The sequence below is a fragment of the Chryseobacterium oleae genome, from assembly GCF_900115055.1.
Lineage (GTDB): Bacteria > Bacteroidota > Bacteroidia > Flavobacteriales > Weeksellaceae > Chryseobacterium > Chryseobacterium oleae.
The window spans coordinates 488,638-515,261 of the sequence record NZ_FOVD01000001.1; the positions used below are offsets into that span (position 1 = coordinate 488,638).

Annotated in this window: 18 protein-coding genes and 1 tRNA gene; 5 read left to right on the forward strand and 14 right to left on the reverse strand. The window is 40.9% G+C overall.

Going from position 1 to position 26,624, the window contains the following annotated elements:
- Window positions 1–9: 9 nt before the first annotated feature.
- The 5 genes from BM143_RS02245 to BM143_RS02265 form a co-directional block, all read right to left on the reverse strand.
- Window positions 10–1,200 carry an ABC transporter permease gene (locus tag BM143_RS02245; RefSeq protein WP_090022524.1) on the reverse strand — a complete coding sequence of 397 codons (1,191 nt, stop codon included), beginning with the start codon at window positions 1,198–1,200 and terminating at the stop codon, window positions 10–12.
- Window positions 1,201–1,202: 2 nt separating this feature from the next.
- The gene (locus BM143_RS02250; protein ID WP_034725610.1) at window positions 1,203–2,159 is read right to left on the reverse strand and encodes an HlyD family secretion protein; all 957 of its coding nucleotides are present in this window, start codon (window positions 2,157–2,159) and stop codon (window positions 1,203–1,205) included.
- 18 nt (window positions 2,160–2,177) lie between these two features.
- Window positions 2,178–3,587 (reverse strand): TolC family protein, encoded by a 1,410-nt coding sequence (locus BM143_RS02255; RefSeq protein ID WP_072922322.1) that lies wholly within the window; start codon window positions 3,585–3,587, stop codon window positions 2,178–2,180.
- Window positions 3,588–4,435: 848 nt separating this feature from the next.
- The gene (gene eco / locus BM143_RS02260) at window positions 4,436–4,924 is read right to left on the reverse strand and encodes a serine protease inhibitor ecotin (protein WP_090022526.1); all 489 of its coding nucleotides are present in this window, start codon (window positions 4,922–4,924) and stop codon (window positions 4,436–4,438) included.
- A 45-nt stretch (window positions 4,925–4,969) separates the two neighbouring features.
- A complete protein-coding gene (locus BM143_RS02265; RefSeq protein ID WP_090022529.1) occupies window positions 4,970–10,858 on the reverse strand; it encodes an alpha-2-macroglobulin family protein in 5,889 nt (1,962 codons plus the stop codon).
- An 18-nt stretch (window positions 10,859–10,876) separates the two neighbouring features.
- Between BM143_RS02265 and BM143_RS02270 the strand changes: the two genes are divergently transcribed.
- From BM143_RS02270 to BM143_RS02285, 4 genes are all read left to right on the forward strand, one after another.
- Window positions 10,877–11,632, forward strand: a complete 756-nt coding sequence (locus BM143_RS02270; protein WP_090022532.1) for a UbiA prenyltransferase family protein — start codon at window positions 10,877–10,879, stop codon at window positions 11,630–11,632.
- Window positions 11,633–11,635: 3 nt separating this feature from the next.
- A complete protein-coding gene (recF, locus tag BM143_RS02275) occupies window positions 11,636–12,739 on the forward strand; it encodes a DNA replication/repair protein RecF (protein ID WP_090022534.1) in 1,104 nt (367 codons plus the stop codon).
- 96 nt (window positions 12,740–12,835) lie between these two features.
- A complete protein-coding gene (locus tag BM143_RS02280; protein WP_228430667.1) occupies window positions 12,836–14,320 on the forward strand; it encodes a carboxylesterase/lipase family protein in 1,485 nt (494 codons plus the stop codon).
- 120 nt (window positions 14,321–14,440) lie between these two features.
- On the forward strand, window positions 14,441–14,737 hold the full coding sequence (locus tag BM143_RS02285) for a DciA family protein (RefSeq protein WP_090022537.1): 297 nt from the start codon (window positions 14,441–14,443) through the stop codon (window positions 14,735–14,737).
- Window positions 14,738–15,091: 354 nt separating this feature from the next.
- Here BM143_RS02285 and BM143_RS02290 read toward each other — a convergent pair whose 3' ends face one another.
- Genes BM143_RS02290 through BM143_RS02300 form a run of 3 tightly spaced genes read right to left on the reverse strand, consistent with a single transcriptional unit; the run spans window position 15,092 to window position 18,872 of the window.
- A complete protein-coding gene (locus BM143_RS02290) occupies window positions 15,092–17,122 on the reverse strand; it encodes a recombinase (protein WP_090022540.1) in 2,031 nt (676 codons plus the stop codon).
- A gap of 13 nt (window positions 17,123–17,135) precedes the next feature.
- Window positions 17,136–17,780: a monofunctional biosynthetic peptidoglycan transglycosylase gene (mtgA, locus tag BM143_RS02295; protein ID WP_090022543.1), complete on the reverse strand. Its 645-nt coding sequence runs from the start codon at window positions 17,778–17,780 to the stop codon at window positions 17,136–17,138.
- A 45-nt stretch (window positions 17,781–17,825) separates the two neighbouring features.
- Window positions 17,826–18,872: an ABC transporter substrate-binding protein gene (locus tag BM143_RS02300; protein ID WP_167375225.1), complete on the reverse strand. Its 1,047-nt coding sequence runs from the start codon at window positions 18,870–18,872 to the stop codon at window positions 17,826–17,828.
- A gap of 59 nt (window positions 18,873–18,931) precedes the next feature.
- Between BM143_RS02300 and BM143_RS02305 the strand changes: the two genes are divergently transcribed.
- Window positions 18,932–19,005, forward strand: a tRNA-Arg gene (locus BM143_RS02305).
- A gap of 266 nt (window positions 19,006–19,271) precedes the next feature.
- On the opposite strand, the gene BM143_RS02310 is transcribed toward BM143_RS02305, so the two are convergent.
- The 6 genes from BM143_RS02310 to BM143_RS02335 are packed head-to-tail and all read right to left on the reverse strand — an operon-like array spanning window position 19,272 to window position 26,624.
- Window positions 19,272–20,144, reverse strand: a complete 873-nt coding sequence (locus BM143_RS02310) for a class I SAM-dependent methyltransferase (RefSeq protein WP_090022547.1) — start codon at window positions 20,142–20,144, stop codon at window positions 19,272–19,274.
- 46 nt (window positions 20,145–20,190) lie between these two features.
- Window positions 20,191–20,448, reverse strand: coding sequence for a hypothetical protein (locus BM143_RS02315; RefSeq protein WP_090022550.1), 258 nt, complete (start codon window positions 20,446–20,448; stop codon window positions 20,191–20,193).
- A 10-nt stretch (window positions 20,449–20,458) separates the two neighbouring features.
- Window positions 20,459–21,688, reverse strand: a complete 1,230-nt coding sequence (locus tag BM143_RS02320) for a S8 family peptidase (protein ID WP_090022552.1) — start codon at window positions 21,686–21,688, stop codon at window positions 20,459–20,461.
- Between the two features lie 2 nt (window positions 21,689–21,690).
- A complete protein-coding gene (locus BM143_RS02325; RefSeq protein WP_090022555.1) occupies window positions 21,691–22,149 on the reverse strand; it encodes a hypothetical protein in 459 nt (152 codons plus the stop codon).
- Between the two features lie 4 nt (window positions 22,150–22,153).
- Complete coding sequence (lanM, locus tag BM143_RS02330; RefSeq protein ID WP_090022558.1) at window positions 22,154–25,204, reverse strand: type 2 lanthipeptide synthetase LanM; 3,051 nt, start codon at window positions 25,202–25,204, stop codon at window positions 22,154–22,156.
- On the reverse strand, window positions 25,194–26,624 hold the full coding sequence (locus BM143_RS02335) for a radical SAM family RiPP maturation amino acid epimerase (RefSeq protein WP_090022560.1): 1,431 nt from the start codon (window positions 26,622–26,624) through the stop codon (window positions 25,194–25,196). Before BM143_RS02335 ends, lanM begins: the two co-directional genes overlap by 11 nt.

A 26,624-nucleotide genomic window follows, 5' to 3' on the forward strand; every position in this document is an offset into this window, starting at 1 on the left:
AAAACTCTCCTACTCTACAACCTCTTCTACCTCTTCAGCACCTGTATTTCTAAAAATAAACCACAATTTGATCTTTAAAGCAATCCAGCCCAGGATAGCATAGATAACCAATAGGATGCTTAAATGTTTTAAGAAGGGAAATGTAAGTTCGACGGAACCTTTCTGGATCAGTAAAATTTTAAAAGCCTGAAGGAAAGGTGTAAGGGGAATGATATTGGCAATAAACTGAACGAAGGCAGGCATTGCACTCAACGGCCATGTGAACCCACTGATAATAAATGCAGGAGATGCAATGACCATCAGAATCTGAGTGGCTTTCAAAGCATCCGGAATCAATATGCTGATGAGTACTCCCAAAAACGAAGCGGAACCTACAAAAACTGCCGTCAGAAGAATAAAATTAAGTATTCCTTCCGGCATCGGTACCCGGAAAATCATATGCATAAAGTAGTACACTCCGACTATGAGAATGGAGAACACCCAGATCGGGATCACTTTGATCAGCATGGTCGGGAACGCCCATCTTTTCATTTTCAGGTATTCTTTAACAAAAGATCCTCTTTCAAGTTCGGCAGCAAAACTTACCGCCATCGCCAGAAGAATAACCTGCTGAAGAACGACAGCCAGCATCGCCGGCCACATAAAAATCAGATAGTTTCCTGTGGTATTGAAAAGTGTGATATAATTGGCTTTGAAAGGCTCATATTGGGTAGCTGCTTTCGTAGCGGGCATTCCTGCTTTTTGTAAAGCTTTGATGGAGGCTCCGGCAGAGAAAGTTCCTATTGTCAGCTGGAGTGCTTTGGAAGCAAAATTCGCGGTAAGAACGTTTCCAGTATTGACGTAGACATTCAGTTCCGGATATTTTTTCTGGAGCATATCAGCTTCAAATCTTGATGGAATAATTACAACAGCGGCCGCTTCATGCCTGATCACTTCATCCTTTATACTGAGCGGTTCCTGGGCATATTTAATGATGCTGATGCTTTTATTGTCATCCAGCATATCGGTCAGCTGACTTGACAACGGCGTATTATCCCGGTCGACAACAAGTACCGGTGTATGTTCCACTTTTCCGCTTTTATACACGAAACCTAAGAGTGTGGCATAGAATACCGGGGCCAGAAAAAATACGGTCCTTAGGGTAGAATTGCCTATAAAAAGCTTGAACTCTCGTTTTAAAAGACGGAAAAATTCTTTCATAATTATTTCAGGATAACGTTAGCGTTTACCAATATACCTTTAGCCTTATTCATGTCGGTGGGTTTCACTTTGATCTCATAAACTGCGTCCTGCAGCTGATAGTCCGGATAAGCAGTAGTAATATCCGCATATCTTGTCAGCTGTTTGATGTAAACAATTGTCCCTTTCAAAGTTTCTTTATTATAAACCACCTGCATATTAACTTCCTGTCCTTTTTTGTATTTTGAAATCGCACTTTCAGGAACTGTGAATCTGAAATAGGTACTTTCAGGAATATATCCGTTGAATAAAGCAAAACCAGCCGTAGCCAATTCTCCGGCATTCAAGCTGATGGTTTCTATTTCCATATCATTGGTTGCGATAATGTATCTCTCGGAATAGGCTACATTGGCCTCCTGAAGCGCACCTTTAGCCTGGGAAGCCTGTCCGGCTGCCATTTCCACTTTTTCCACGCGGGTTCCTCTCTGTACATCGTCCAGTTCAGCTACTACGGCATCATACTGGGCTTTTGCGCCCTGAAGCTTAGCATACACCTCATCATGAGCCTGAGGAGACATTAAGCTGTCGCGGAACATATTATTGGCTCTTTTATATGATTTCTGGGCAAATTCATATTGTTCTTTCAAGCCTTTATATTTAGCCTGAAGCTGTCTCAACTGATCTCCTGTTGCTCCGTTTTTTGCCATCTGCTCCTGAGCTGTCGCCGCGCTAACTGCACCCTGAGCCTGAGCAATTTTTGCAGAAACTTCCGGAACATCCAGTAAGGCCAGCGTATCGCCTTTTTTCACGGTCTGGCCTTCCGTTACGTATATTTTCAGAATTCTTCCGGTGACTTTAGGGGCAAAAGAGACGACATCTTTTTTGGTCTTCCCCGCGGAATCGTTCAGGTTTTCTTTTTTTTCACTGCAGCTCCCCAATAGAAAAAGAGCAGCAAAGAGGGTGAGTATATTTTTATGCATCATTTTAATAGTAAGGGATTAATAAAGTTTTGTGATATCAAGCTCCTGAGTCGATCTCATCAGCTCTATTCCGGCTCTTCTCTGGTTGAAAAGGGCATTCTGATATTCAAGCTCCACGACTTCAAGATCATTTTCCGCATCGATGAGCTGTGAAGATTTACTCATCCCGTATCTGAATTCTTTTTCAGCCTGAACCAAAGCGTTTTTAGCGAGTTCTTTTTCTTTGGCTTTTAAAGTGATCTGAGCGGTTGCAATGTCGTAATTGGTTTGATTATTTGCCTGATTCAGCGTTAATTTTTTTAAGGCATCTTCTTTTTTATTCTGAAGGACTTCTTTTCCAACTTTCGCTGTTTCTTCTGCATGTTTTCCTTCTTTTCCGTCAAAGATTTCCCATTTAAAACCGACACCAGCCGTTAATAGAGGAAGAATATTCACATTCGTAGGTCTCCAGTCCAGTTTTGCGCCTTCATAGCCCAGGGCCGGAACTGCAGGAATTACATTTTCCGAGGTTTTGATTCGGCTTCCGTAAAGTCCGATATAATAGGCGGATGCCATCAACTGTACTTTAGGAATCATCCAGGTTCTCTCGGCTTTTATTTTATAGTCTGCCGCTGTTATACCATGTTCCAAAGCACGGACCTCAGCTCTTTCCTCAATTCCTTTTTGTGCGGAAAGCAATTCCAACGGAGCAAGCACGGGGTCGATCATTCTGAGGCGTTCTTTACTGATTCCGCTCAGGATATAAAGCTGGGTAAGCAGAAGTTCTTTTTTACCCTCATACTCTACCATTTTGGCATCCAGCGTCGCCTGCGCGAGTTCTATTTTTTTATGATCGTATGGCGTGATCAGGCCATAACCTAAAGCTTTATCTGCTGTTTTTCTGTTAATGTCGAGTCTTTTTTTACTTTCATCCAGCACTTTTTTAGACTGATGGATCAGAGCAAGCTGATCGTATGCTTTAGAAATACCAGCGACTACATCATCTTTTGTTTTTTCAAGGAGAATATCTTCTGAGATTTTCTTTTCTTCGATGGCTTTTTTCAGGTACTTTACCTTTCCGCCTGAATAGAGAAGCATTTTGGCGTCTGCTTTTGCAATCCCTGAGAATCCGGAAACATTGAGGTTATTATTAAAACTTCCTTCCGGAATATTGATAAAAGGCGCCAGATTAATTTCCGGCGATGTAAGTCTTGCGGTTGCATTTAGATATCCGACCTGTCCGCTCACTTCAAGTGTAGGAAGAAAGATGTCTTTCAGTTTGTGTCCGTCAAGGTCTGTGAGTTTGTTCTGGGTAATCTGCATTTTGAGATCAGAATCACGGACCATAGCACTGTCTAAAAGTTCTTTAAAATCCGGCGCAGACTGTGCCCGGCAGAAAGCAGGGAAAGCCAAAAAACTAAACGTAAAAATCAATAAATTGTTTTTCATGGTTTATGTTTATAACAAATATAATGCAAAAAAATGTTAAATCCCCGAAGATAATTCGTCAATATGGTGAATTTAAAGTAAGTTTAAAATATGTTTAGTTTTAATCTTCTATTTGTGATGATTATAGAGGATCCGTTTAACTTTAATTTGAGGATTGTTTTAATTGGAAAAAAGTTGAATTTTCTTTTATTCATGGGGATATTTCTAGTCCAAATTTCATGTAATTCTTTTTTCTGAAACATTTAGATGAGTGAAGGAGGTAAGAATCGTTAAGGGAAAATCTAAAGATTTTTTTAAGCGTTGTTCTTAAAGCAGAGCTATTCTTAATACTCTTAAAAACTTAATGTCGCCTTAATGGTTCAATTTTTAGTTCCCGCAGATTTCTCAGATCACACAGATCAAAAAGTGTGTGAAATTTATCATTCAAAACATTGAAATTTTATAATTATGCTATGTGCTGCACTTCAAGATTTATCTGATAAATCCATGTATTCTTCGGGAAAATATTAACCACGGATTTCACGGATAGACACAGATGATTGCGTATATATTTTTTCGCAGATTTCTCAGATTGGGCAAATTTTTCATTGTAACAAATAAAAATTTTAATTTTTGTAAAACTTAAATGCTCTTCTTTACTGTATTAATTAAACTTCAAATAAACTAAAATGCTAAGAAAAACTTTTGTGACTTTTGTGGTTAATCATTTTTTCAAGGCATCATAAAGATTAAATCTGCTTCATCAAAACCATCTGCGAGAGAAAATATAACGTTTACTCAAAAGTCCGATTTAGGGCAAACAAAAACTCCCCACAAAATGTGAGGAGTTTATATGTAAAGATATGGGTTTATCTCTGTACTGCGGATTTCATTTTCGCATCAGGACGTAAAACCCTGTAACGAACTTCAAGGTCTTTCGGTACATAAAATACCAAAGGAAGCTTGCTGTTGTATCTTACAATCTCCGGTTGAAGGGTCACAAATTTCTTTGTCTTTTTCTGATCCGGGCAAGCCATTAAGGTTCCTCCCGTTTCACCATTGGATTCTACTTCATAATAGTTGTAGCCCCATCCCTGAAGATCCTGAGTCTTCACATTACCCATTAAAAAATGTTTGTTGCAATCCAGCAATTTTTCAGCACCTACAAAAAATTCTACTTTTAAATCGCTTTCATTTTTTGCAACAGGCAACTGAATATATACCTGCTTGAATCCGTCTTTCGCTTTAGGGAACATTTCAATTTCCAGCTTCTCAAACTTTTCTGCTTTCTTTTGTGCGAAAGCATTTACACCTGCCAACATGATCAGTCCCGTCATTAAAGTTTTTGAAAATCTCATCTTATTTTTGTTTTAAAATTTTTACTTCTTCCCTATAGCCAAAAATCATTCCAAAATCTGAACGTTGGTTCCTTTTGTATGGGCATTCATCTGCGGTGCATAGTAATTCTGCATCGTGGTGATCCCATTGGAGAACTTACCTGCGGCATTGGAAATAAGGTCATATTCGAAGACATATTTTCCTTTCGGCATATACTGAATGTAGAAATTCGTGGAAGCATCTTTCGTAGACTGGTAATAGCCTAAGCTGTTTTTCCACTGGTAACCGGACAGTACATCTGTAGGTTCAAATCCTGCGGCACGCATATCTTTAATGTGAATGAATTCCATCGCTCTGTCTGTATTCAGGATCATTCTTACGGTTACTTTATCCCCTACTTTTAAAGGCGTATCCGCTGAAATTTTCTGAAGTTCTTCACCGTTTACCGTTTTCACTTTTTTGTAAAGCTCTTTGGTGATCGAGATATAGTTTTCAGAAGATTTTATTTTATCCAGATCTTCATAATACTGCCAGAACAGGCCTCCCTGTACAATTCCAGGGCCTGGTTTGGTAACGGTAACAGTTCCTAAGTTTTTATCTACTACATCCGTTTTCACGGTTGATTTCACATAACCTGTCGCCTGTGTTTGCGGAGTCAATTCTCTTCCGCCCCAAACGATGGTAGCTTTATCACTTTCAGCGCTGGTCCATGATTTACCTGAGTTTAAGATCGTAAAGATCACTTCTGAGGTTCCTCTTGAAGTTCCCCATGAATTCACTTCTTTCTGTGTGATCAGCCAGATCTTCATGTCTTCAATGAATTTCTGATCATTCGATTTTAGCTTATTGAATGCTTCCAAAGCACCGGCATGATTCACTACTTTAGATCCGAACCAACCCCAGTCGTTAAGGTTCTGTTTCCAGTAAACGCCCTGAGTTTTTGTATCGGTAGAAGTTTCCTTCAGGTAGTTCATTAATTTATCTGAGACGTCTTTTAAGCCGTAATCATTCATCAGTAAGGCAGCACGGTGAAGTCCGAAGAACGTGAAATCTGTGATCTTCGCTGTTTTTGCTTTCTGTTTTACCAATGTTTTCAATGAAGCACCTTTTCCTTTTAGCGGATACTGTTTTTCCCAATAGTTTCGGGTATCAAGATAATCCATGGTCCAGTTGTTCCAGACATTATCTTTTTTCGCATCCCAGTATTTATCGATCTCGTTGTCTACGTACTGAACCAGTTTCGCTTCCAGTTCTTTCTGACCAGCTCCCTGATAGTCTTTCGCATTATCTTTTAACCAGGTATTGATCTTACCTAAGTTTTTAAGGATGTACAACGACGTTCCGTAAGAACTCGGATATCCCGGATACCAAGAGAAGCCTCCGTCCGGATTCTGCAGTTTCTTAAGATCACTCCAATCCTGATTGATTGAATTCCTCATGGTGTTGGCATCAAATAATAGAGCCAGTTTCTGCATCTGCTCGCCTTCATTTTTACTTTCCAATACCCAAGGTGTTTCTTCCAATAGAAGCTGTTTCAGTTCCTGATTTTTTTCAAGATTTGAATTCAGCAATCCTTTGCTCTGGTATTCTTCAAAAACGGTCTTCATTTTCGGATTGGCCTTGAATACTTCTGAAGCCAATACGTCAGCGAACCATTTGTTGAAGATCACGTCGGCAGAATTGTTCTGATCATTTTTCAGACTCGGAAGCGCAAACATGATTTCCCAGATCGGATTCGTCGTCAGTTCCAACGTATTCGAAACATTGGTGATTGTCGTAGAGTTTGTATTTTTAAGATTATCTAAAACAAACGTTTTCGTTTCGCCTTCTTTCACAAATACCGGTACGGCATCTGTCACAAGCATTCTGTTTGGAAGTACAGCGATCGCCTGCTGTTCTCCGTCTGAGTAAGCGCCTGCTTTGGCTACTACTTTCAATATAATGGAAGACACATTATTCGGAACTTTCAGTTTCCAAGTCAATGCGCTGTTCCCTTTTTCGTTTAAGCTAAAATTCTGCGTTCCTGCATTGATCCCGAACTGAGAAGAAATATTTTCATTCGTAAAGGCATCCAGGATCTGAAGTTCTGCTGAACCGCTTAGTTTTTTATCAGTAAGATTGGACAGTTTCGACTGAAGATTCAGTTCGTCTCCTTCTCTTAAGAATCTCGGATAATTTGGAGTCACTGAGAATTCTTTCTGCGTCACTACCTGTTTTTCCAATACTGCCGCTCTGGCATCTTTCGTGTGCGCCAGGAACATCAGCTTCCATTTTGTCAATGCTTCCGGAGAAGTGAATTCAAAGCTTACATTTCCTTCTGCATCTGTTTTCAGATCAGGATAGAAGAATGCGGTTTCGTTCAGGTTTTGACGTACAGGAACTTTTTCCAGGTCTTCTTTTGCGTCATCTTTATCAATAACTCCATCAGCATCAGCTTCCTTAGCTCCAGCAGCAGCACTTCCATTTTTTGCTTTTTTTACACTATATCCTGTTACTACTACTTCATCAACACTTGCCATTTTTGCTTCGGCAATCGGTGCTGCTGGCATTGCCACACCTTCAACCTGTAATCCGGCTACTCTTCCTCTTAATCCATAACTATTATAATCACCATCAAACCAGTTAAAATTTGGTATATCTACATATTTTCCATTGTAATATTTCAATCTTTTCTGATAGTATTGCTGAAGCAGATACTGTCTGATGTCGTAAGAGGTTACAATAGAATAGGGTGTATAAAGATTCTGCCAGCTGAATGTATTTACTGCAAACTGATCCAATGACATATCGTACATATTGGCCAGTACTTCAGCATTTACTTTTTCTTTATCACTTCCTGAAACTTTTACAGTCCATTTTTCTTTTGAATTCGGTTCCAGCTTATCTCTGAAAGTAACGGTTTCAATTTTTACAGGCTGTTCTGTGTTTTTTATTTTTAAAGTTACAGACTGGGTCTGCACATCGTTGAATGCGGCAATCTGGAACTGGACATTCAATGCTGCAACACTTTTGTCTTTGGGAATATCTGTGGTGTATTCCAGAACGCCTTTCTTCATCTGATGTACTTCCGAAACTGTTTTCCCAGAACCGTCCTGAATAAATACATTCACAAGGGCATCCGGAACTGCAGAATAGACATATACCTTAGCCTTCTCCCCTCTTGAAAATTCATTCTTAGGTTCGATAACGGTCAGGAATGTTTTCTGCGAAGGTTTTAAAGATCCTTTATCCCAGATACTGAAATTCTGAGAAGATTTTATGGTGTCTTTTCCTTCCATATTATACAGCTCAAGTTGATAATCGCCGGCTTCCAGTTTTCCTAAATCCAGTTCTGCAGACGGTTGCTGAAGTTTTTCTGAAATCAGTTTTTCTGCTTTCCAGTTTTTAGTTTCATCCTCTTTATCGAAAAGATCATGCGGGAATTTGCTTATGAATTCTTCTCTGGAATATTTAGGCTGATTCTGAACTTCCTGTGCGAAATTATCTCTGAAAATCCTGTTCGGAGTATTCAGTTTTGATAATTTTACGTTGTATGATTTTTTAAGGTCCTGTTCGTTGTAATTAAGCGTTTCTACTTTCAGTTTTACATTTTCATCACTGAATGTATTTTTGATTCCGTCCGCTTTAATATAGTGAGAAACCGAAGCTACCTTCAATTGCGTATTCGCAGACTGTGTTTCTCCGTTGATATCCATTACTGAAGCATTGATCTCATAGTTATCAATCTGGATTCCTTCCAGCTTTTCATCTTTTTTAAGATCAAGACGGATGACAAATTCTCCTTTCTCATTGGTTTTAGCCTCGCCAAGGATTGAATTTTCGTTGTCATCACCACGCGGGTACCACCAGAAATATCTCCATCTGATGTTATGCTTTTTGATTTCGTAATTGACGGTTGTATTGCTCAACGCTACTCCGGAAAACATCATTGCTTTCCCTTTCAGCTCGATGGTCTGTCCGTATTTGTATTCCTCTTTTACAGGATCAAAAGTCACTTCAAATTTAGGTCTCTTGTATTCCTCAACTCGGATATCTTTGTAACCCTGAGACCCTTCATCTGTTCTTAAATAGAAAACTCCGTTCAATTGGCCTTTTGGAAGGATAAAACTTCCGTGGTAAGATCCGAACTCATTGGTTGTAAAATTCTGTGAAGACACTTCCTGGCTGTTGGCATCCAGAAGGGTAATTTTTTGTTTTAACCCTGAAGTTACAGCTTCTATTTCCTTATCGATCTTTGTATTGATCACTTTGAAATAAACGGTCTGTCCAGGTCTGTAGATCGCTCTGTCCGTAAAGATCTGAGCAAGACTGCGGTTTTGTTTATTGGGATTGTAGTTTTCTACATTTCCGCTGTTTCCATACACCTGCATGATCTGGAAGTCATTGGTTTTTGGCTGGCGGATCAGGAAAGTCCTGTAATATTCGTTGCTGGCTGTGGAAGGGAATTTAAAAACACCGTTCGCATCCGTTTTTCCATCAATTTTATTTAACGTTTTATTGGCCACAAATTCATAGAACGTAAGGCTTTCATTCGCTGCCGGTTTTCCATTTTCACTGTTGACCAGTTTCAGCGTATTGGTAAGTTGGTTCCTGTCTGTTTTGGTTTGATAGATCACTCTGTTTCCTGAAACCAGGAAGTAAAAATTCTGTCTGGAATTGCTGTCTTTTGCATCAGATCCTGCCACAGCATATTCAATAACATAAACTCCGGAAGGAAGAGGTTTGATCTCCAGTGAAGTTTTGTGGATCTGAAAATCTTTGGATTCACCAAGCTGGAAAGTCTCTTTTCTTACCAGATTTTTTTTAACCTTACTAAAAGTATTGTTGTATGAATTCTGTACATACTGCATCAATGTTGTAAAATCTTCTTTTACTTCATAAATGTTCAGTGAAAAATCCGTCACGTTCTTATGTTCCGCTACGAAATGAATCGGCAGATTGTTCTGGGTCTGCTGTTCATATTTAATCGTGAGAAACGGATTGGTGATCTGATTTTCTTTGTTTTTTATATTTTCAATGAATGGAGATTTCGGATACTGTTTTTTCGCCTGGTCAGCAATAGCCAGAGCTTCTTTCTCCTTCTTTTTCGCGATCAACTCATTCATGATATCTTCCATGATGATCACTTTGTAATCTCCTTCCGTACCCGATTTCAAAAGAGTTTGGAGTTGTTCCACTTTATCTTTACACTGATTGTAATTGCAGTTTTCCGTCAGTTTTTCCTTTGAGAAATACAGTTTAGGATTTCCACTGTTCTGCGCAATCAGTTCATCAAAAGTCGCATTGATTTGTGTTCTGTTTTCCGTTACTTCATTTTTTGTGAAAAGACTGCCTTCAGAAAGAAAACTGATCTTTTTCATAGAATACCATTCAAAGATCGTTGGAAAAAAAGCCACATCCTTCATTTCTGTAAAAATATCTTTGTATTTCGCCAAAGGTATTTTTTTCATCTCCTGCTTCTGCTGATCGAGTTCCTGATAGCTTTTTTTCAGATGGTTTTTAAAATCAAGCTTGCTCCATGTTTCGATCTGAGCCAGATCCTGTGAATTGATATTGGTTCTGCTTTCTATTTCCCACGAATTCTGATTGTAATAATCCATAAAAAATCCGTTCAGAAGAACCGCGTACACCAATTTTTCTTCGCCTTTCAATTTGCTGTCCGCCTCTTTCAGCTTGACAAAAAATTTCGAGGCTGCATCATTCTTATCGTCGTCTACGGTAAGATTCACAACACTGAATTCCGCTTTCAGGGAACGGATGAGCTGGATGGCATTATTTTCTTTCATTGCGTGGTTTTGTATGTCTAAAATGATGGGAAGATTAGATTTATAGGCACCTTTCGCACTGTTTTCGGTCACTTTCTTCCACTGATCGTCGTAGTATTTCTGCGCCGAAACGGTGGAAAAGCTCAGCATTAAAAGCAAAAGCATAAAAATCTTGGAAAATCTTTTCATATATGTTATTTTTGATAAATGAATTTCTTAAAAATACTGAAAAAAACTGTCATTGACAGCCAGATTTATGTCTCCATTATGGGAACTCTTTTCGCAGTATTTTTCATGAAAGAGCAAAACACATTCCGTTTCCCTACAATTCTGTTAATTTTCATTACTTATTTCAGTGGTTATCTTTACACTAAATATCAGTATACCAAGCACTTTTTCAAAATACTGGCTCTGAACGCAGCAGCCGGTGTTATCTGTGCTTTTCTGATCATTCATAATCATAATGAAGTACGACTTTTGAAATGGTTTGTGATTGTGGTTCTGGGACTTCTTTACAACAGTTTCTTCCTCGATGTCTATATCCGGAAGATTCCCTTGCTCAAAGTTTTTTATGTGGGGTTGGTCTGGGCGCTGGTCAACTGCTGGCTGACCCTTCCGGAGTTCAGTCTTCCTATTTTTCTGATCAGTTTCTTTTTTATAACCGCACTGGTTCTTCCTTTTGATATCCGGGACATGAAAAGTGATACGGTAGAGACTTTTCCAAAGATGATAGGCGTTCAGAACACCAAATACATTGCTTATGTACTGGTCTTTATAAGCGTCCTTTTAGCTATTTTTAACCTTAAGCTGAATTACGGCATTGCTTTTTTTCTTACAGGAATCATCACCTTTATCCTGATCTATTTCTCTGAAAATAAAAGAGATGACACCTATTTCTCTTTTTGGATCGAAACCTGTTCCGCACTTCCTTTTTTATTTTTACTAATAATGGAGTATTTTTGACGAATGATTATCAAAAAGCTTTCCCTTTACAATTTCAAAAACCATTCGGAGAAGAAATTCGAATTCTCTCCTCAAATCAACTGTTTTGTGGGAAACAACGGTGCCGGAAAGACCAATATTCTGGATGCACTGCACTATTTATCTGTAGGAAAAAGTTTTTTAGGAAACACGGACACTAACAATATCAAAAGGGAGGAAGATTTTTTCACCATCGATGCTGAAATTCAGAATGAGGACAGTGAAGATATCATTAAAATCTCCCAGCCTAAAGAAGCCAAAAAGATCATTAAAAAGAACGATAAGAGCTATGACCGTCTTGCAGACCACATCGGGTATCTGCCAAGCGTGACGATCTCTCCTTATGATTCGAATTTAATTTCAGATTCAGGGGAAAGTCGCAGAAGGTTTCTGGATTCTATGATTTCCCAGACGGATTCCGAATATCTTTTTGATCTGATTCAATACCAAAAAACGGTACAGCAAAGGAATGCACTGTTAAAATATTTCGCTAAAAACAGAACCTGGGATAGAGATTCACTGGAGATTTATGATGATCCGATCAGTAAATTCGGGACCAGTATTTTCGTCAAAAGAAGAAATTTTGTAGAAAGACTTGATCCTATTATTCAGAATTTTTATAGTATTATTTCCGGAGGAAAAGAAACGGTTTCCGTTCAGTACCAGTCTGATTTAAGTGAAGGCTTCGACTCCGCTCAGCCTGACAAAGCTTTCAGGACTCTTTTAACGGAAAGCCTTGAAAGAGACCGTATGCTGACGTATACTTCAAAAGGAATCCACAAGGATGACCTTCTTTTTGAAATGGATCATGTCCTGATCAAGAAAATAGGTTCACAGGGACAGCAGAAATCTTTCCTGATTTCGTTAAAGCTCGCCCAGATGAGCCTTGTGAAAGAACTGACTAAAAAGACACCCATACTTCTTCTGGATGATATTTTTGATAAGCTTGATGACACCCGGGTTTCACAACTTATTGAACTTGTAAATCAGGAGAATTTCGGGCAGATATTTATCACAGATACCCATCGGGAGCGTACGGAAAGCGTGGTGAAGAAGATTAATGAAGAGAGTATCATTTTTGACGTATGACGAAGATTTAATATTCGGTTTCAGTAATAAATATCATTTTTATCACTTTATTTATTTCACTAAATTTTGGTAACTTGTGATAAAACTTTTACAATTATGATGGAAACAGCATACACGATTAGCACTGAATATGGGGACGTTAGGGGCGTTAAAACAGAGAAAGGAATCCTTACATTTAAAGGTATTCCTTATGCCGCTCCTCCAATTGGAGCCAACCGATTTCAACCACCTCAACCTCCCACACCCTGGACAGGTATAAAGGATGCAACTGAATATGGAGCTACCCCACCACAAATAACACCTTCATCCGGACCATTTGCAGGATTGCTACCTAATGTTGTCATTCCGGGAGACGATTATTTGAATCTTAATATTTGGACCGCAGCTATCACCGGAAAAAAGCCTGTAATGGTTTTTATTTATGGGGGAGCTTTTAGTCTTGGATCAGGTGCTGTTTCGGGATATGATGGTAGTAATTTTGCACGAGATGGTGTTGTTTTGGTTACCATAAACTATAGAATTGGTATCGATGGGTTTTTATGGTTTGGTGACGGGGTACCCAATCTTGGCATACTCGACCAGATTGCTGCACTTAAGTGGGTCCGGAACAATATTGCCAACTTTGGCGGTGATCCTGAAAATGTTACTATTTTTGGTGAGTCTGCCGGCGGAATGAGCGTTTGTACCCTGCTGGCAATGAAGGAAGCAGAGGGGTTATTCCGACGGGCGATTGCTGAATCGGGAGCTGGACACTCGGTAATCAGCCCTTCATCGGCAAAGCTTATTGGTACAAGGCTTGCTGAAATACTTGGCGTTGAACCAACACGTGAAGCAATCGGACAGGTTAGTGCAGAAAAAGTTTTTGCTGCACAGGGTCAGTTAGCATCCGAAATTATGGCAAAACCTTCAGTCGAATTATGGGGTGAAGCCGCACGTAACCTGATGCCTTTTGAACCGGTAGTTGATGGCCATTTATTAACCGCAACCCCCATAGAATGCATTGCCAATGGTGCAGGTAAAGACGTAGATATTCTAATTGGTACTAATAGCGAGGAATTCAGATTATTTCTTGTTCCTGATGGTATCATATCAAAAATTACTGATCCCGCTCTGGATATTTCGGCTTCTGCTTATGGACTATCTGCTGAGGCTATTCAAACCTACCGCACAAACCGTTCAGACTGTTCGCCCGGTGATATTCTGAGCGCTATAATAACAGATTGGTTTTATCGCATCCCCGCGTTACGAATAGCAGAGAACCACAGCAATGTGCATGTGTATGAATTTTCATGGCAGTCTCCTGCATGTAATAATTTACTTGGGGCCTGTCACGGCCTTGAAATTGCCTTTGTATTTGATAATCTCACTAACACTGGTTTTACAGAAATGCTGGGTAATCAGCCACCGCAGCAATTGGCTGATACTGTGCATAAAGCATGGGTGAATTTTGCCACTAACGGTAACCCAGGCTGGGATAGTTATAGTGCTGATCATCGTGTCTCTATGCGTTTTGATGTTGAATCTCAAATTACGGTTAACGACAGAGCTGATGAGCGTTCTGTATGGAACGGGATCAGGTAATATATCAGGACTAAAAACAAAATAACAGATTTAGTATCTTAAGCATTTTATGGATTTCCGAACTGTCCTTATCCAAAATAAACAGCTGGAAACCTAATACATATTTTACATCCGTACCCTATGAAGAAGACCAAAAAACGTGAATTTCAATCGTCAGAACTTGTGAAATCTTTTGCAAGAATTCATGGTTTTGAACATAAACTGATTGCTTTTGAAATTAAAGATTTTCTAGAGGAGTATCTTGACGAAAGTCTATTCAACGAGATCAGAAGTGTGAATATTGAGGATCAATGCATTATGATCAAAATTGATTCTCCTCTGCTTAAACACGATTTTCAGATGCGTAAAAGCTTTTATCTTAAAAAGTTTCAGGACAAGTTTGGAGAGGATAAATTCAATGATATTCGCATTTTATAAAGATATTTTACATAAAAATAATTGACAGTATTGAATTTAATATTATATTTGAGAACAATATTAAATCACCTGAACATGAAAAAATCAATTAAAAAATTAAGCAGAGAAAATTTAAGCCAAATTATGGGTGCTGGAGGAAAAGTATGCTGTCAAACGGTTTGTGCTACAGGGGAATGTAATTACTACACCGTTCTTCCAGCTAGATGTCCTATATTAGAACCTTGCGTATAACAAGACTCAACTTTAATCATTTTTGATCGGTTGAATATTTGATTTTGATCTATCTGTAAAAAATAAAAATGCTCCTTTTCGGGAGCATTTTCAGTATATAAATGATATGATATTCAATGTCGGTTAGTGTTCTTCCTGTTTATTCGTAAGGGTACTGCTCATCAGATCGTCTGCTTTTTTATCCAGTCCTGAACTTAAAGGGAAGAAAAACTTGAACGGATTTTTTACAAAATATTTGAAAATTTCCCTGTAAATTTCGCTCACCTGTCCAAAGTTCATTTTTCTTGATCTGAACGCCAGAAACATAGACAAACTAAAGCTTACCAGAAAGTTGAAGAATCCAATAAGGAAAACCGTAACAAAAGATATCCAGAAGGTATAAGAATCTACGGAGAAATCCTTTCCATAAAGGCCTAATGCAAAGTTTCCGGCGGCAAAAGTAATGTGTCTGATATCAAGGTCTAATCCGAAGAACAGACCAATCGGAGCGGTTGCGCCCAGAAATACCCCAAACCAGAAATTGGAAACAATTCCCGGCCAGTTTTTAGCGTAATATTTAGATAATCTTTTTGCGAATTTCTTACCCAAAAAGCTCCTGATAGACAGATTTTTTGCAATCCTCTCCGGAATCTGATAGAACACTGAGTTGTTTCCGATATTTCCGGAAATAATCCCTGAAATAAAAAGATAAAAACCGGCAATACTGGCATGCAATATCGCCTTTGACTTAAATGGATCGAGGTCTTTTAATAATTTATCCGATCTTTCTACCGCTAAATTCTGAGAGAAAAAGATGTCCAGACCATAGATGATCGCTAAAGCTATCGGAAAGGAAAGAAGAACATTTCCTACGAATGCAATGAACTGGCTTCTGAAAAGCTTTGACACAAGATGGGCAAATTCGGTGTTGTTCCGCTTGCTGTTTCCTTCTTCCGACAGAACTTTGGTCATCGTAGCTGCAGTCATGGCAGGCTGTTTTGTAGCCAGCGTAAAGCCCATCAGATAAATCATGATGAACCCCATCGCATAATTCATCGAGTATAAAAATGCATGGGAAAAATCACTCCCGGGAATGTATCCGTAGAGCATTTTCAAAACGCAGAGTGCACCTACAATAATTCCCCCGCCACTGGCTTTATAGAACATCGTCATATACTCTTTCCGGGTAGATGTGATGTAATGAGTACCGGTTTCTGCGGTGTGGTTGGTAATAAGATGCGAGATCAGACGTGTACTGTCGTTGATCAGATCTGCAATATTATTTTTATGGGATTTATAGTTTAAGATATTAAAAATCAGCTGTTTTGATTTTATCGTAATATCTTCCTCATTATCAATGACCAGAAGCTGTACAATTTCATAGATCCTTTCGGTCTGCTGACGGATCTTAAGCAGTGACTGATTGATTTTTCCGGAGATTCCGTATTTCGCAGAATTTTTAAAAGCAATATTCACGAATTCATGGCAATGTTCCGTATAGATCTTGATCTGTTTGTAGCGGCTGTCTTTGGAATGCAGCTGAAGTTCAGGATCATTTTTCAGGTCTTCCGTAAGTGCTTCCAGTTCATTCTGAAGCGCCAGGAACGGGTTGTCCAGATTTCTGTACTGTGGAGCCATTCTTACCACCTCTACTTCCATCGCCATTCCCGTCACACGCCAGGAAAGAATACTCATCGAGAAGATCAGTTCTTTTTTGACATTGGGTTGGATAATAAAATTGGAAGCGTCGAGAAGGTCTAAAAACTCATCAATTTCATTTTCGGGAAGATTGTGTAAGTACTGCAGATCTTTTTTAGGTCTGAGACTTACATTATCAATCATGTACCACACCGTTTTTTCATTCTCTACGGGCGGCAGTATTTTATTCAGGATTCTCTTTTTAAGCTCCGGAAAGAAGGCATTTTCTGAGAGAATATTGGCTTCGGTCAGGGAAAGGTTGAAGGGTCTTCCTTTAAAAACATTATGAATGTAATGTTTAAAGTTTTCAGTAAAATCCGGATTACTTTTAAGGAAATTGAGGACGTCCGTGAAATCTGCCCTTTTAATGCTCTCTAAAAACTCTGCAAAAGGCTCTAAAGAAAGGGTTTCATTCTTAAAAGAGAAGTATTTTTTAAGAACTGATTCAAAACTTGTGCTGGAATTAAAAAATTTCATTAGGACAAAGATACTATTTCAAACTCACATTCCTCATCTGTCTCATGATCCAATTGTGTTTCTTTCTTAAATACGGTGATGGATTTTTAGGGTCATATTTCTTGGGATTTGGCAATACAGCCGCAATCCAGGCAGCATCTGAAGCACTCAGATCTTTGGATGATTTCCCGAAATAGTACTGAGCCGCAGCTTCCACACCGAATACCCCCTGCCCCATTTCAATGGAATTCAGGTACCTTTCCAGAATAATATCCTTGCTCCAAACTTTCTCAATAATGAAGGTATACATGGCTTCCAGTCCTTTCCTGAACCAGCTTCTGCCCTGCCACAGAAAGACATTTTTTGCGGTCTGCTGCGAAATGGTACTTCCACCACGGATCTTTTTTCCTTTCTCGTTATTCTTCATTGCCTTCTCAATCGCTGTATAATCGAAACCGTTGTGGACAAAGAATTTCTGGTCTTCAGAAGCGATCACTGCTTTTTTGACGTTGTTTCCCATTTCGTCATAGGAAACATAATCCCTGTGCAGCTTTCCGAATTCGAAAATACCTCCGATCTGTGTAATGGTAATAGGCGGATTGAAAAATCTGCCCCAGATAATGAACACCACATTCAGAACAAGAACGATGAAAATAAGCTGTTTAATTTTTTTCCACATAATTTTTTGTAAAAAGGAACTGCAAAAATAAACAATTCGTCTGAGTTATTGAAGCTCTTTCATGTAGGTAAGCTGATATTCCGGAAGAAGTTCTGGGTGGAAGATCTTGATGTAATCTTTCAGAATCAGGTCCGCTCTTACGGCTCCGCTTTCGAAAAAGTCGTTGGCTTTGTTTTTTTCTTTCCCGGCAATGGTGTAGATCTTTCCTTTGTTGAATACTTCCAGCTTTCCGTAGAAAGGATTGGTTCCCAGCATTTCTTTTTTAGAGGTATGACTTCCTGCATTTATCCAATACTGTACGCCGGGTGATTTAGCATATACCTCTTCAAAGCTCATAGTCAGAGACTTTTCTTCTTTATTGTCTTTCATGATGTAAGAAGCGTTGGCATCACCAATATAATTCGCTACGGATGTTTTTCCGCCCGGCAGATACCAAACGTCGCCGTACATTTCATTGGCGAGTACTACAGGCTTATCTTTTGCTTTTAATGCCAGTTGCTTCAGGTCACTGTAATTTTTTTCAATTTCGTTATATTTTGCTTCAGCTTCTTTCTCTTTTCCGAAAAACTCTCCGAAAAGTTTGATGTAAGCCGTTTTCTGCAACGGAAGCTGTTCCATGTACTCATCCAGAAAAACAACCTGAATTCCATTATTTTTCAACAACTGATAGGCATTGTCAAAGCTTGCAATATAGTTGGTGAAAATAGCATCCGGCTTCATGGAAATGATTTTTTCTACATCATACTTCTGCTCACTTCCCACATTCTGAATCTTCCCTTGCTTTAAAAGATTTTGAATTTTCTCCGAATAAATATACTCCGGACTTGAAACCCCGATGATCAGATCTTCAGCTCCCAATTCGGAAATATACCCGGCCATACTCGCATTCAAAAGGATGATTTTCTTAAATGGAGTCTGATTTTGCTTAAAATTATAGGTGAAATTTCCCGACTTCAGCTCCAAAAGACCGTCATGCTCCTTAAATTGGGTGCGGTTTGAGATTTGAGTCCAGTCTGAGGACGAAATTTTTTGTTCTCTTTTACAGGAGATTAGCGCTATAACTGTAAATAAAAGTAAAATTCTCTGTTTCATCTTTCAAAGAAAAGAAAAAAGTGCTATATTTGCAAACCCTTAAACAACAAGGTAACAACGGCCTCGTGGCGCAACTGAATAGCGCATCTGATTACGGCTCAGAAGGTTACAGGTTTGAATCCTGTCGAGGTCACAAAAAGCCAAAATCGCCAACTGAAAACAGTTGGCGATTTTTTTATTATTATTAAATCTATTTCCACTTATAAAAATGCATAATATAATACTGAAGTCCGGAAGTATATTTAATCTATTCCCACGTTTAAATACTTTTTTTAGAGAAAAATAGTCTCATGGTTTTTTTACGAATGTATGAAGCTTACAATATGAAAAAATAAGTACTAATTCATTGCTAATTTAATACACACACCAGATGATCAATTTGACTGGAATTTACATCTACTAAAGAGGCAGATCATTATTCTGTGCCGAACACACCAACATATCTGCTTCAAAAAGAATATTGCCACCAATTTTAAAACCGGACAAAAGCGAATAAATATGCTGTTCCTTTTCCTCTCGTTCATCAGCGGAAAGCACAGACAATAGTGTATTGATTACGGGATTGCAGTCTTTGAAAAATGCCCACAATTCCTGCTCGTTACCTTCCCAGTTCAAAACCGTTTTTCTTGCCCTTACCTGTAGATTGCTGACGGGCTTGTCTTCAAACAATACCTTAAGCGCCCGGCTGTCAGAAAACATAAAGGGGTTCTGGCCGTCGGGATATGTATGGTCCGTCATAGCGAATGCATCCTTAACAAGCCGGAACAACTGGTTGTCACCGGTCCAGGTTGTGATTACCATACATCCTCCTGGTTTAAGGACGCGCAAAAACTGATCTATAGCCCTTGAGGTATGCTTGAGATACATCAGGGAAAAAAAGCAGGTAAGCATGTCAAAGCTGGCATCGGGATCATCCAGCTCTTCTGCAGCACACACTTTGAATGAGATATGGCGCAGCTCTTCTTCCTGTGCCAGCAGCCTGGCAATTTCGATCGATTCTGTGGCAATATCACAAGCTTCAAAACGGCACTGCGGCCAGGCCTTCGCCAGATCCAGTACCGGAGTTCCCGTTCCTGTGGCAACATCAAGGGCAGTTGCCGGCAAGGGCATGTCCTCCATCAATTCCTGGATGGCGAAACAGGCATCTTCTGTCCATCGGGTGAGGTAAGCATGCCACCTAATCCAGGGATCCGAAGTCTTGGCTATGATACCTGCTCTTCGCGCCATCTGTGCGAACCTGTTATCCAGAGTTAATTTTTCACTGTTATCCATAATAGTTGCTGCCTGCTTTGGGCCGGGCAATGGGAGTTATTTGATTTTACAATAAACGGTTCGGTTCAATCTGAAAATCCTTACCGGTAAGTGATTCTATTTCCTCGATTGTTTTATTCCAGACATCTTCCGGTGCATGAATCACCAGCTGGCCCAGCGTTTGTAAATGCTCCACTTTTATGTCCAGTTGTTCCAATTGTTTTTTTAATGTGATAAGCCGGTCTTTGTCTGTTTCCTTTGTATCCGGTACAAGTGATCGGGCATCTGACAAACTTACCAGGAAACTGATTTCTTTTTTTTTCATAAGCTTTTTTTTAGCTGCTTAAATTTATCCTGCCTTTTCCGGCACGCTCTACATCCTGCAAAGGTATTACCATATTAAGCAATAATTCTTTGAGCTTTAGCGGTTGCGTGATCAGTTCTGGCTGCCGTTCCAGCAATAATGCTGCTATTCCTGCTGCTACCGGGGAAGCCATTGAGGTGCCGCTTTGCTTGAAGTATTGGTTTCCGGGTCCTGACAAGCTCGAGTACAGCCAGACACCTGGAGCACTGAAGTCCGGTTTGCTGATATTGCCCAACTGAGCTACTGTGCCCCACGAAGAAAAAGAAGCCACCTGATCATTTTCGTCCAAAGCACCGACACCCAGTGTCAGGTCATAATTGCCAGGGCTGCAATCGCTGTTTTTTCCCTTACTTCCGTTATTGCCTATTGCTGCAATCATCAGGGTACCGGGATCCGCAAGCGCCATGTCCAGGGCACCGTGAAGGTAATCATTAAAACCGGATGCAGATTCAATGGAAGCATTGATCAGATGTACCCTTCCCTCCTGCGTATCATTGTCACTGCCCTGTTCCAGCAGGTAATTCAGACCGCCAAGTATTTGAGCCAGGTATCCTGCTGTACCACCACGTTCCGTAAGACACGCTGCTACAGTCAGCGAAGCATCCGGCGCTACCCCTGCATTTTTACCGGCCAACAGACCACATACATGAGTACCATGGGTTCCATAGTCTTTTGGAGTTGTGCCTACAAGTTTACCGACAGTGTCAAACTCTGCAAATTTTATCTGCTTGCCTGCAAACTCCTGGTGACTTGCGTAAATTCCACTGTCGATCACGCCTACATTGATATTCCTGCCGGTAAGGTTCCCATCCAGGTTAAGTTTTTTCTTATGCCAGAATTCCGGTAAGGTTGTCTGTGACTCCTGCGATATTTCTGCGGGTGTAACCGATGCCACTTCTACGTTTTCCCTGATCGTGGCATCAAAAGTATCTTTGAAGTAAGATTCATCGATCTGCTCTTCGTCCATAATAAAAGTACAAAGATTGGCCAGAGCGTGATAGACGCCCTGCGACTGGGATGTAGCGCGCGCTGATCTCATCTTTTGTTTCTGGGGCCCATTTTGAATAAGATCATGAATATGGGCGGTTTTACCCTTTGCTGAGTAGAGATTAAGATGGGGATCTGCACTCCTTAATTTTTGTCCTCTGGACTCCAAATCCTGCAAAAAGGCTTTGGATGGAATAATGATTTTAACTGCCATAGCTATTGATTTTTGGGTCTGGTATCCCTGATTGTGATTACGGTATTTTTTCCTTTTAGTTCCTGCGGATCGAGCTGTATGATACCCATTGGATGCTTAGGCATATACGCCGGCATGGGAATATAGAAGGCCCAGGTAAAGGTAAACCCGATGGGACCGCTTAGCTGATCTTCGCTAAGGAGGTGCATGACACGGAAATGTTCTCCCGTAATGCCTTTCCGTGGTTGCATATCATGAAGCAGGTGCTTTTCTGATGATACCAGGCCACATTCCAGCTCAAGGTTATAGCTGATGTCCCAGGTAACAATCGCTTCGTTTTGTGTGTCCAGATCATACTGGTGTTTTTCAACCGAGCAAGCCGGAAGGTTAAAGGGGAAATAGTCGGCTGGCCAACGAAAATAAGCATCCCAGTAAGGATCCGGGCGAACAATGGTCTGTTCTTCAGTATTAGTGTGTATCATTTGTTTATAAATTTTTGAAAGAATTTAAACGGCGGAAGGAGCCAAACTTTCCAGCTTGGTCTAGCCTTAGGAATAAATGGCATAATGCTCCTGTTCCATGAATAACGGATAACAGGTGTATATCGGAAGCCCAGCTATCGGCAAACCATTGACCTGTTTGCTCTTTTCGGGAAACAATCTCTGCGGCAAATTGTTTTGCCTGCATGAGGTATTGTCCGTCACCGGTAATCTCAGACAGGTTCAGGGCCAGTTCTGCATAATCGATCAACTGTTGTGTGGTTAACTGCCCGACATCCCGGGACAGACATGTTTTATAAGCATCGGCGCTCTTTTGATCATACCTGTATTCCAGGGCTGTGAATAAAGTTCCCATGTCCGGGTCTTGTCCGAATGAAAAATTACCGGATTGTCCCTCCATGATCTGATTGAGGTAGTCGTACCCAGGTTTTAATGAAGGCAACACCTCCAAAGGTCTTGCATATCCCGGGAAAATGCTTTTGGATTCGAAAGAATACCGGGTAAGTTCCTCGAGTTCCGCGGCCGGCTTAAGCCCGTGAAGACTGAACAGCAACCCGGAATAACCACTGATAAAATCAGGAGAAGTATATTTCCTGAGTTGCTCCAGAGGAATTGCATGTACGTAAAGTTGTAAAGCACTGCTGGCTTCAGCAGATTGCAAATGCCGGGCGGCATATTCCAGAGCAATGATCTGGGAGCCAATGCCTGTATAAGCGCCAAGTAATAAGGGTTTGTCTGTATTGCCCCATACCAGATCCAGGTGAGTGAAGTTGGCAATGGAATTTTTTACTACAGATAAAGTGGAGGCTAAGCTCCCTAATGCATATTTTTTATAATCGGCCAGACCATATGCCCTGTAAAGATCAGTAAACATCATGCTCAGGCCACAAGTACCCGACAACAGGTCAGGCTTTAGCACCTCCAGCATATAAGTACCGATATGGGGTTGATAATCCAGGCCTATCCAGGCCATATCTCCCTGCGGACTTCTTATCGCTTGATTCATGATCAGGGAGGCACAAGCCTTTGCCTGCGCGGCCCAGTCAGGAATTGATACCTGCCCGGTTGTTTCTTTATAGTCGCCTACGGGCGCTGCATGATCTCCACAATAGAAGGTGCTGGCGACAATCTGCTGATGTTTTTTGATGTCGAACGAATCGATTGAGCGTAAACGGCCGATCATCAGATCCAGGGCGCTATGGTCAAAATAGTTAAATATCGTAGTATCCACAGCCAGTTGTGTACTGCCGCCCGTGGCCGTAAAAAGCGGGATGTCAAGGTGTCGCATTGACGTAATCTCGTTGGCCAGAATGGTTGCTTTTTCCAAGTTCAACGTATGGTCTTCCCATACTTCTTTGAACAGGGAGAATAATGATTTATCCCTGATGATACCACCGACCATATTTTGCGAATGCGTCGAAATTTTAATAATACGCATATAAGTCCAGGTATCGCGGTGGATATACCGCAGGAGTGCATTCGAGAATTTATGAAGGTAGCTGTTTTCTGCCAGCAGCTTATCTTTTAAGCTTACCAAAGCATGATTCATGTCTGCATAACCTTGCTGGAACTCTTCCATATAATCTGAAGAAAGGGCAAATACACCTTTGACACTCGGCAGGTAATCTGTTTTTTCCCAGGTAATATAACCTGCATCCGATTTCTTGATCCCTATGCTGATATTGTTATCAGCGGCCAGCGAAAGCTTGAAAGGAGAAGAAAAGGGTTTGATGGCAGCCAAGGTACCTAAGTCTTCGGCTTTTACGCCCATACCTATCGGCGTAGGGAAAGAAATGATACCGATCTTGATCACGGACTCTTCCACTTCCTGTAATGCCATTTGCTCTGAGGGCAGCAGGTCTTTACCTGCTTCTTTTATATGCTGGATCACCATTTCCAGGTCGACAAATACGGGTTGATCTCCGTGTGCTACCAGATTGTCCAGCCAAAAATCCCTGGCGCCACACAACTGGAACAATCGGGTAAGCATACCCATCCGCCGGAAAAAAGCAGGAAACTCCGAAGTGTCGCTGCACTCCTTATGGGTGATAAACTCCTCCCAGGTATAGTCTCCCATTACCGCTATCCGACGCGTAGCCAGGCTGAGGGGTAATACGGTATTCAGCTCTGTGATCAATCCAAAAAAATCATTGGCAATCTGTAAATTCTTGGGTTTGTAAACCAACTTCCTGCCGCCTGAAAAAGTAAGTAATGCAACCGATCTTCCGTTGCAATGCACATCACCAGCATCTCCGGAGTAATCAACAAGCAACCCGAGCTCATTCGTATTGAAGAAGGTGTTAGCAATCATCACCCTGTCCTGTGACAAGCGTTCTAAAAACTCGGTTATACTATCGGCCCAATTGGTGTAGGTAACGGCTATTAACCGGCCAAGAACGGGGTAATGTTCGATACGTTGCAGCCATGCCTCAAAGCCCGCCAAGTCTGCTGTTTTATCGCCAGCGGCAAATGAAGGAATAATACTGTTGAGATAAATCTCATTATCCAGTACAGAAACAGAAAGCGTAACCAGCCTGCGGCCAATAGCCTGTACCATCTGTGCACCCGAATGGTAAGTAATCCCTAAACCGAGCCTGTCCGATTCGGCAATAACATGTGCTTCCGCCATTTTAACAAAAGGAAGCAATATACTTTCTACGGAATTTTCCTGCTTATTTCCTGGGTGGGACAGGGCGGTACAAAAATCAGGCAGGTTCTGAAATACTTTTTTTAGCGCTTTGGCCCAGTCCGGCAACAAATCCGGATCGTCAACGATCACATCCGACTGAACTGCGGTCAAGAATGTGGCTTTATCCCAACCCATGAACTCCAGAAACGCATCTAACTTGGCCACATCGCCATAACCTACTATATCTGCCCACTCCTGCGCTATAGCCGGTGTGGAACCCTGCATCATTTCAGAACAGACAAAGGCATTATCTGCCATCAGTTCATCAATAGAACAGGCCTTTGCAATAACGCTGTGCAAGCGCGCGGTTGCGGTTGCTGAGGATAATATTATTTCGTTAACATCCATAAAAGAAGCCTTTTTTATAAAGTTCGTTAATTAATAAGTCCGATACTTGCGGTGGGATTGAAAGATGGACCGCCGCGTGCTGCCGGATATCAGCAAGTCTGGCCGGAGTTTCGGTTATATGCTTTACCAGATCGTACAGAGACGGATTGGTCGATTTTTCTATAATTTCCTTCTGATTAAAACGTCCTTTTATTTCGATACGATCTTGTAACACACTTACACCCAGCCAGGGATGAAAGCGGAGGATGTCGTTGTCCTGCAACTCCTCCTTAAAATATTGTACGCTCCATGCCTCCAGGATCATTTCCAGGGCAGCAGCATTTTCATAGATTGCCTCAGCAAATATGATATAGCCCAAAGGCCATTCATCTGATGCCGTTGTGGGGCTTATCAGCTGTACCTTTTTGCTTACCGCGTTAATCAGGAAACCAGTTACACAACAAATGCTGCCATTGGCATATTCTTCCGATCCGGCGTAGTCGGGGTTAAAACGATGCCAAGGCGCTTTGCGTAGCTTATCGTCTTGCTGGGATAGTATTTCCGGGCGTTCCAACGCTTTCTTTCTGAAATTGCCGGCATTACCATAAGCAAAGCTGGTATTCATATTGAGAGCCAGACATTCCACTTCAGCGAGCTCTTCGGCGCTAAATGCTTTATGGACTTTACTCATAATACCCAGCGAGGTCAGGGAAAACCGGTTGAGCCAGCATCCATGATCTGCCGAAAGTTCGATAAAACGGCGTATGCGTTCTGTATCTTTATGAGCTACCGCCGTAGTGGTAGGCGGGAATACTCCGCATTCTTCATACACATCAAGGCAGAATTTTTCGTAATCAGGATTGTCAAAAGGTTCAGTGGCCCAGTAAAGAAATGTGGATTTCATGGCGTCACCAAGAAAAGAATGCATGGTATCGAGCAGCCCGAGCCACTCTTCGTGGTTGTCTTCGTAATTATAGTTTTCTTTAAAACTGTCCGGCGACAGAGCACAAAACCAACATCCTACAGAACATCCCTGTGATAACTCGACCGTCATGGAAGAGTGAATATTAGTATCGGTAAAGAAAGGCCCGAGATCGAATCGCTGGCGCGCGATCTGCCGGTTCCTCCAGGCAAGCATTCCACGATCCCTGGGCAGGTTTTCAGACAGATAAAATGACTGAATGAGATCTTGCTTGCTCTTCGATATTTCCCACATGGTTTGTACCGGTTGCGGCATCTCTGTTATCCGTTCATCGATCATGTATTTTATCTCATCAGATGTGACCGGTATGGCGTGCTTTTTCAGTGTCTCAGTTGTATTGTCGATCAGGTCTTGTTTGAAATCCGGATCGGCGGACCAACGTTCAAAAAATCTCTTCAAACCTGCATAGCGATGCAGATTTTCATGATAGCTGTTTCTGTAACTCAGGCTCTTTTGCAT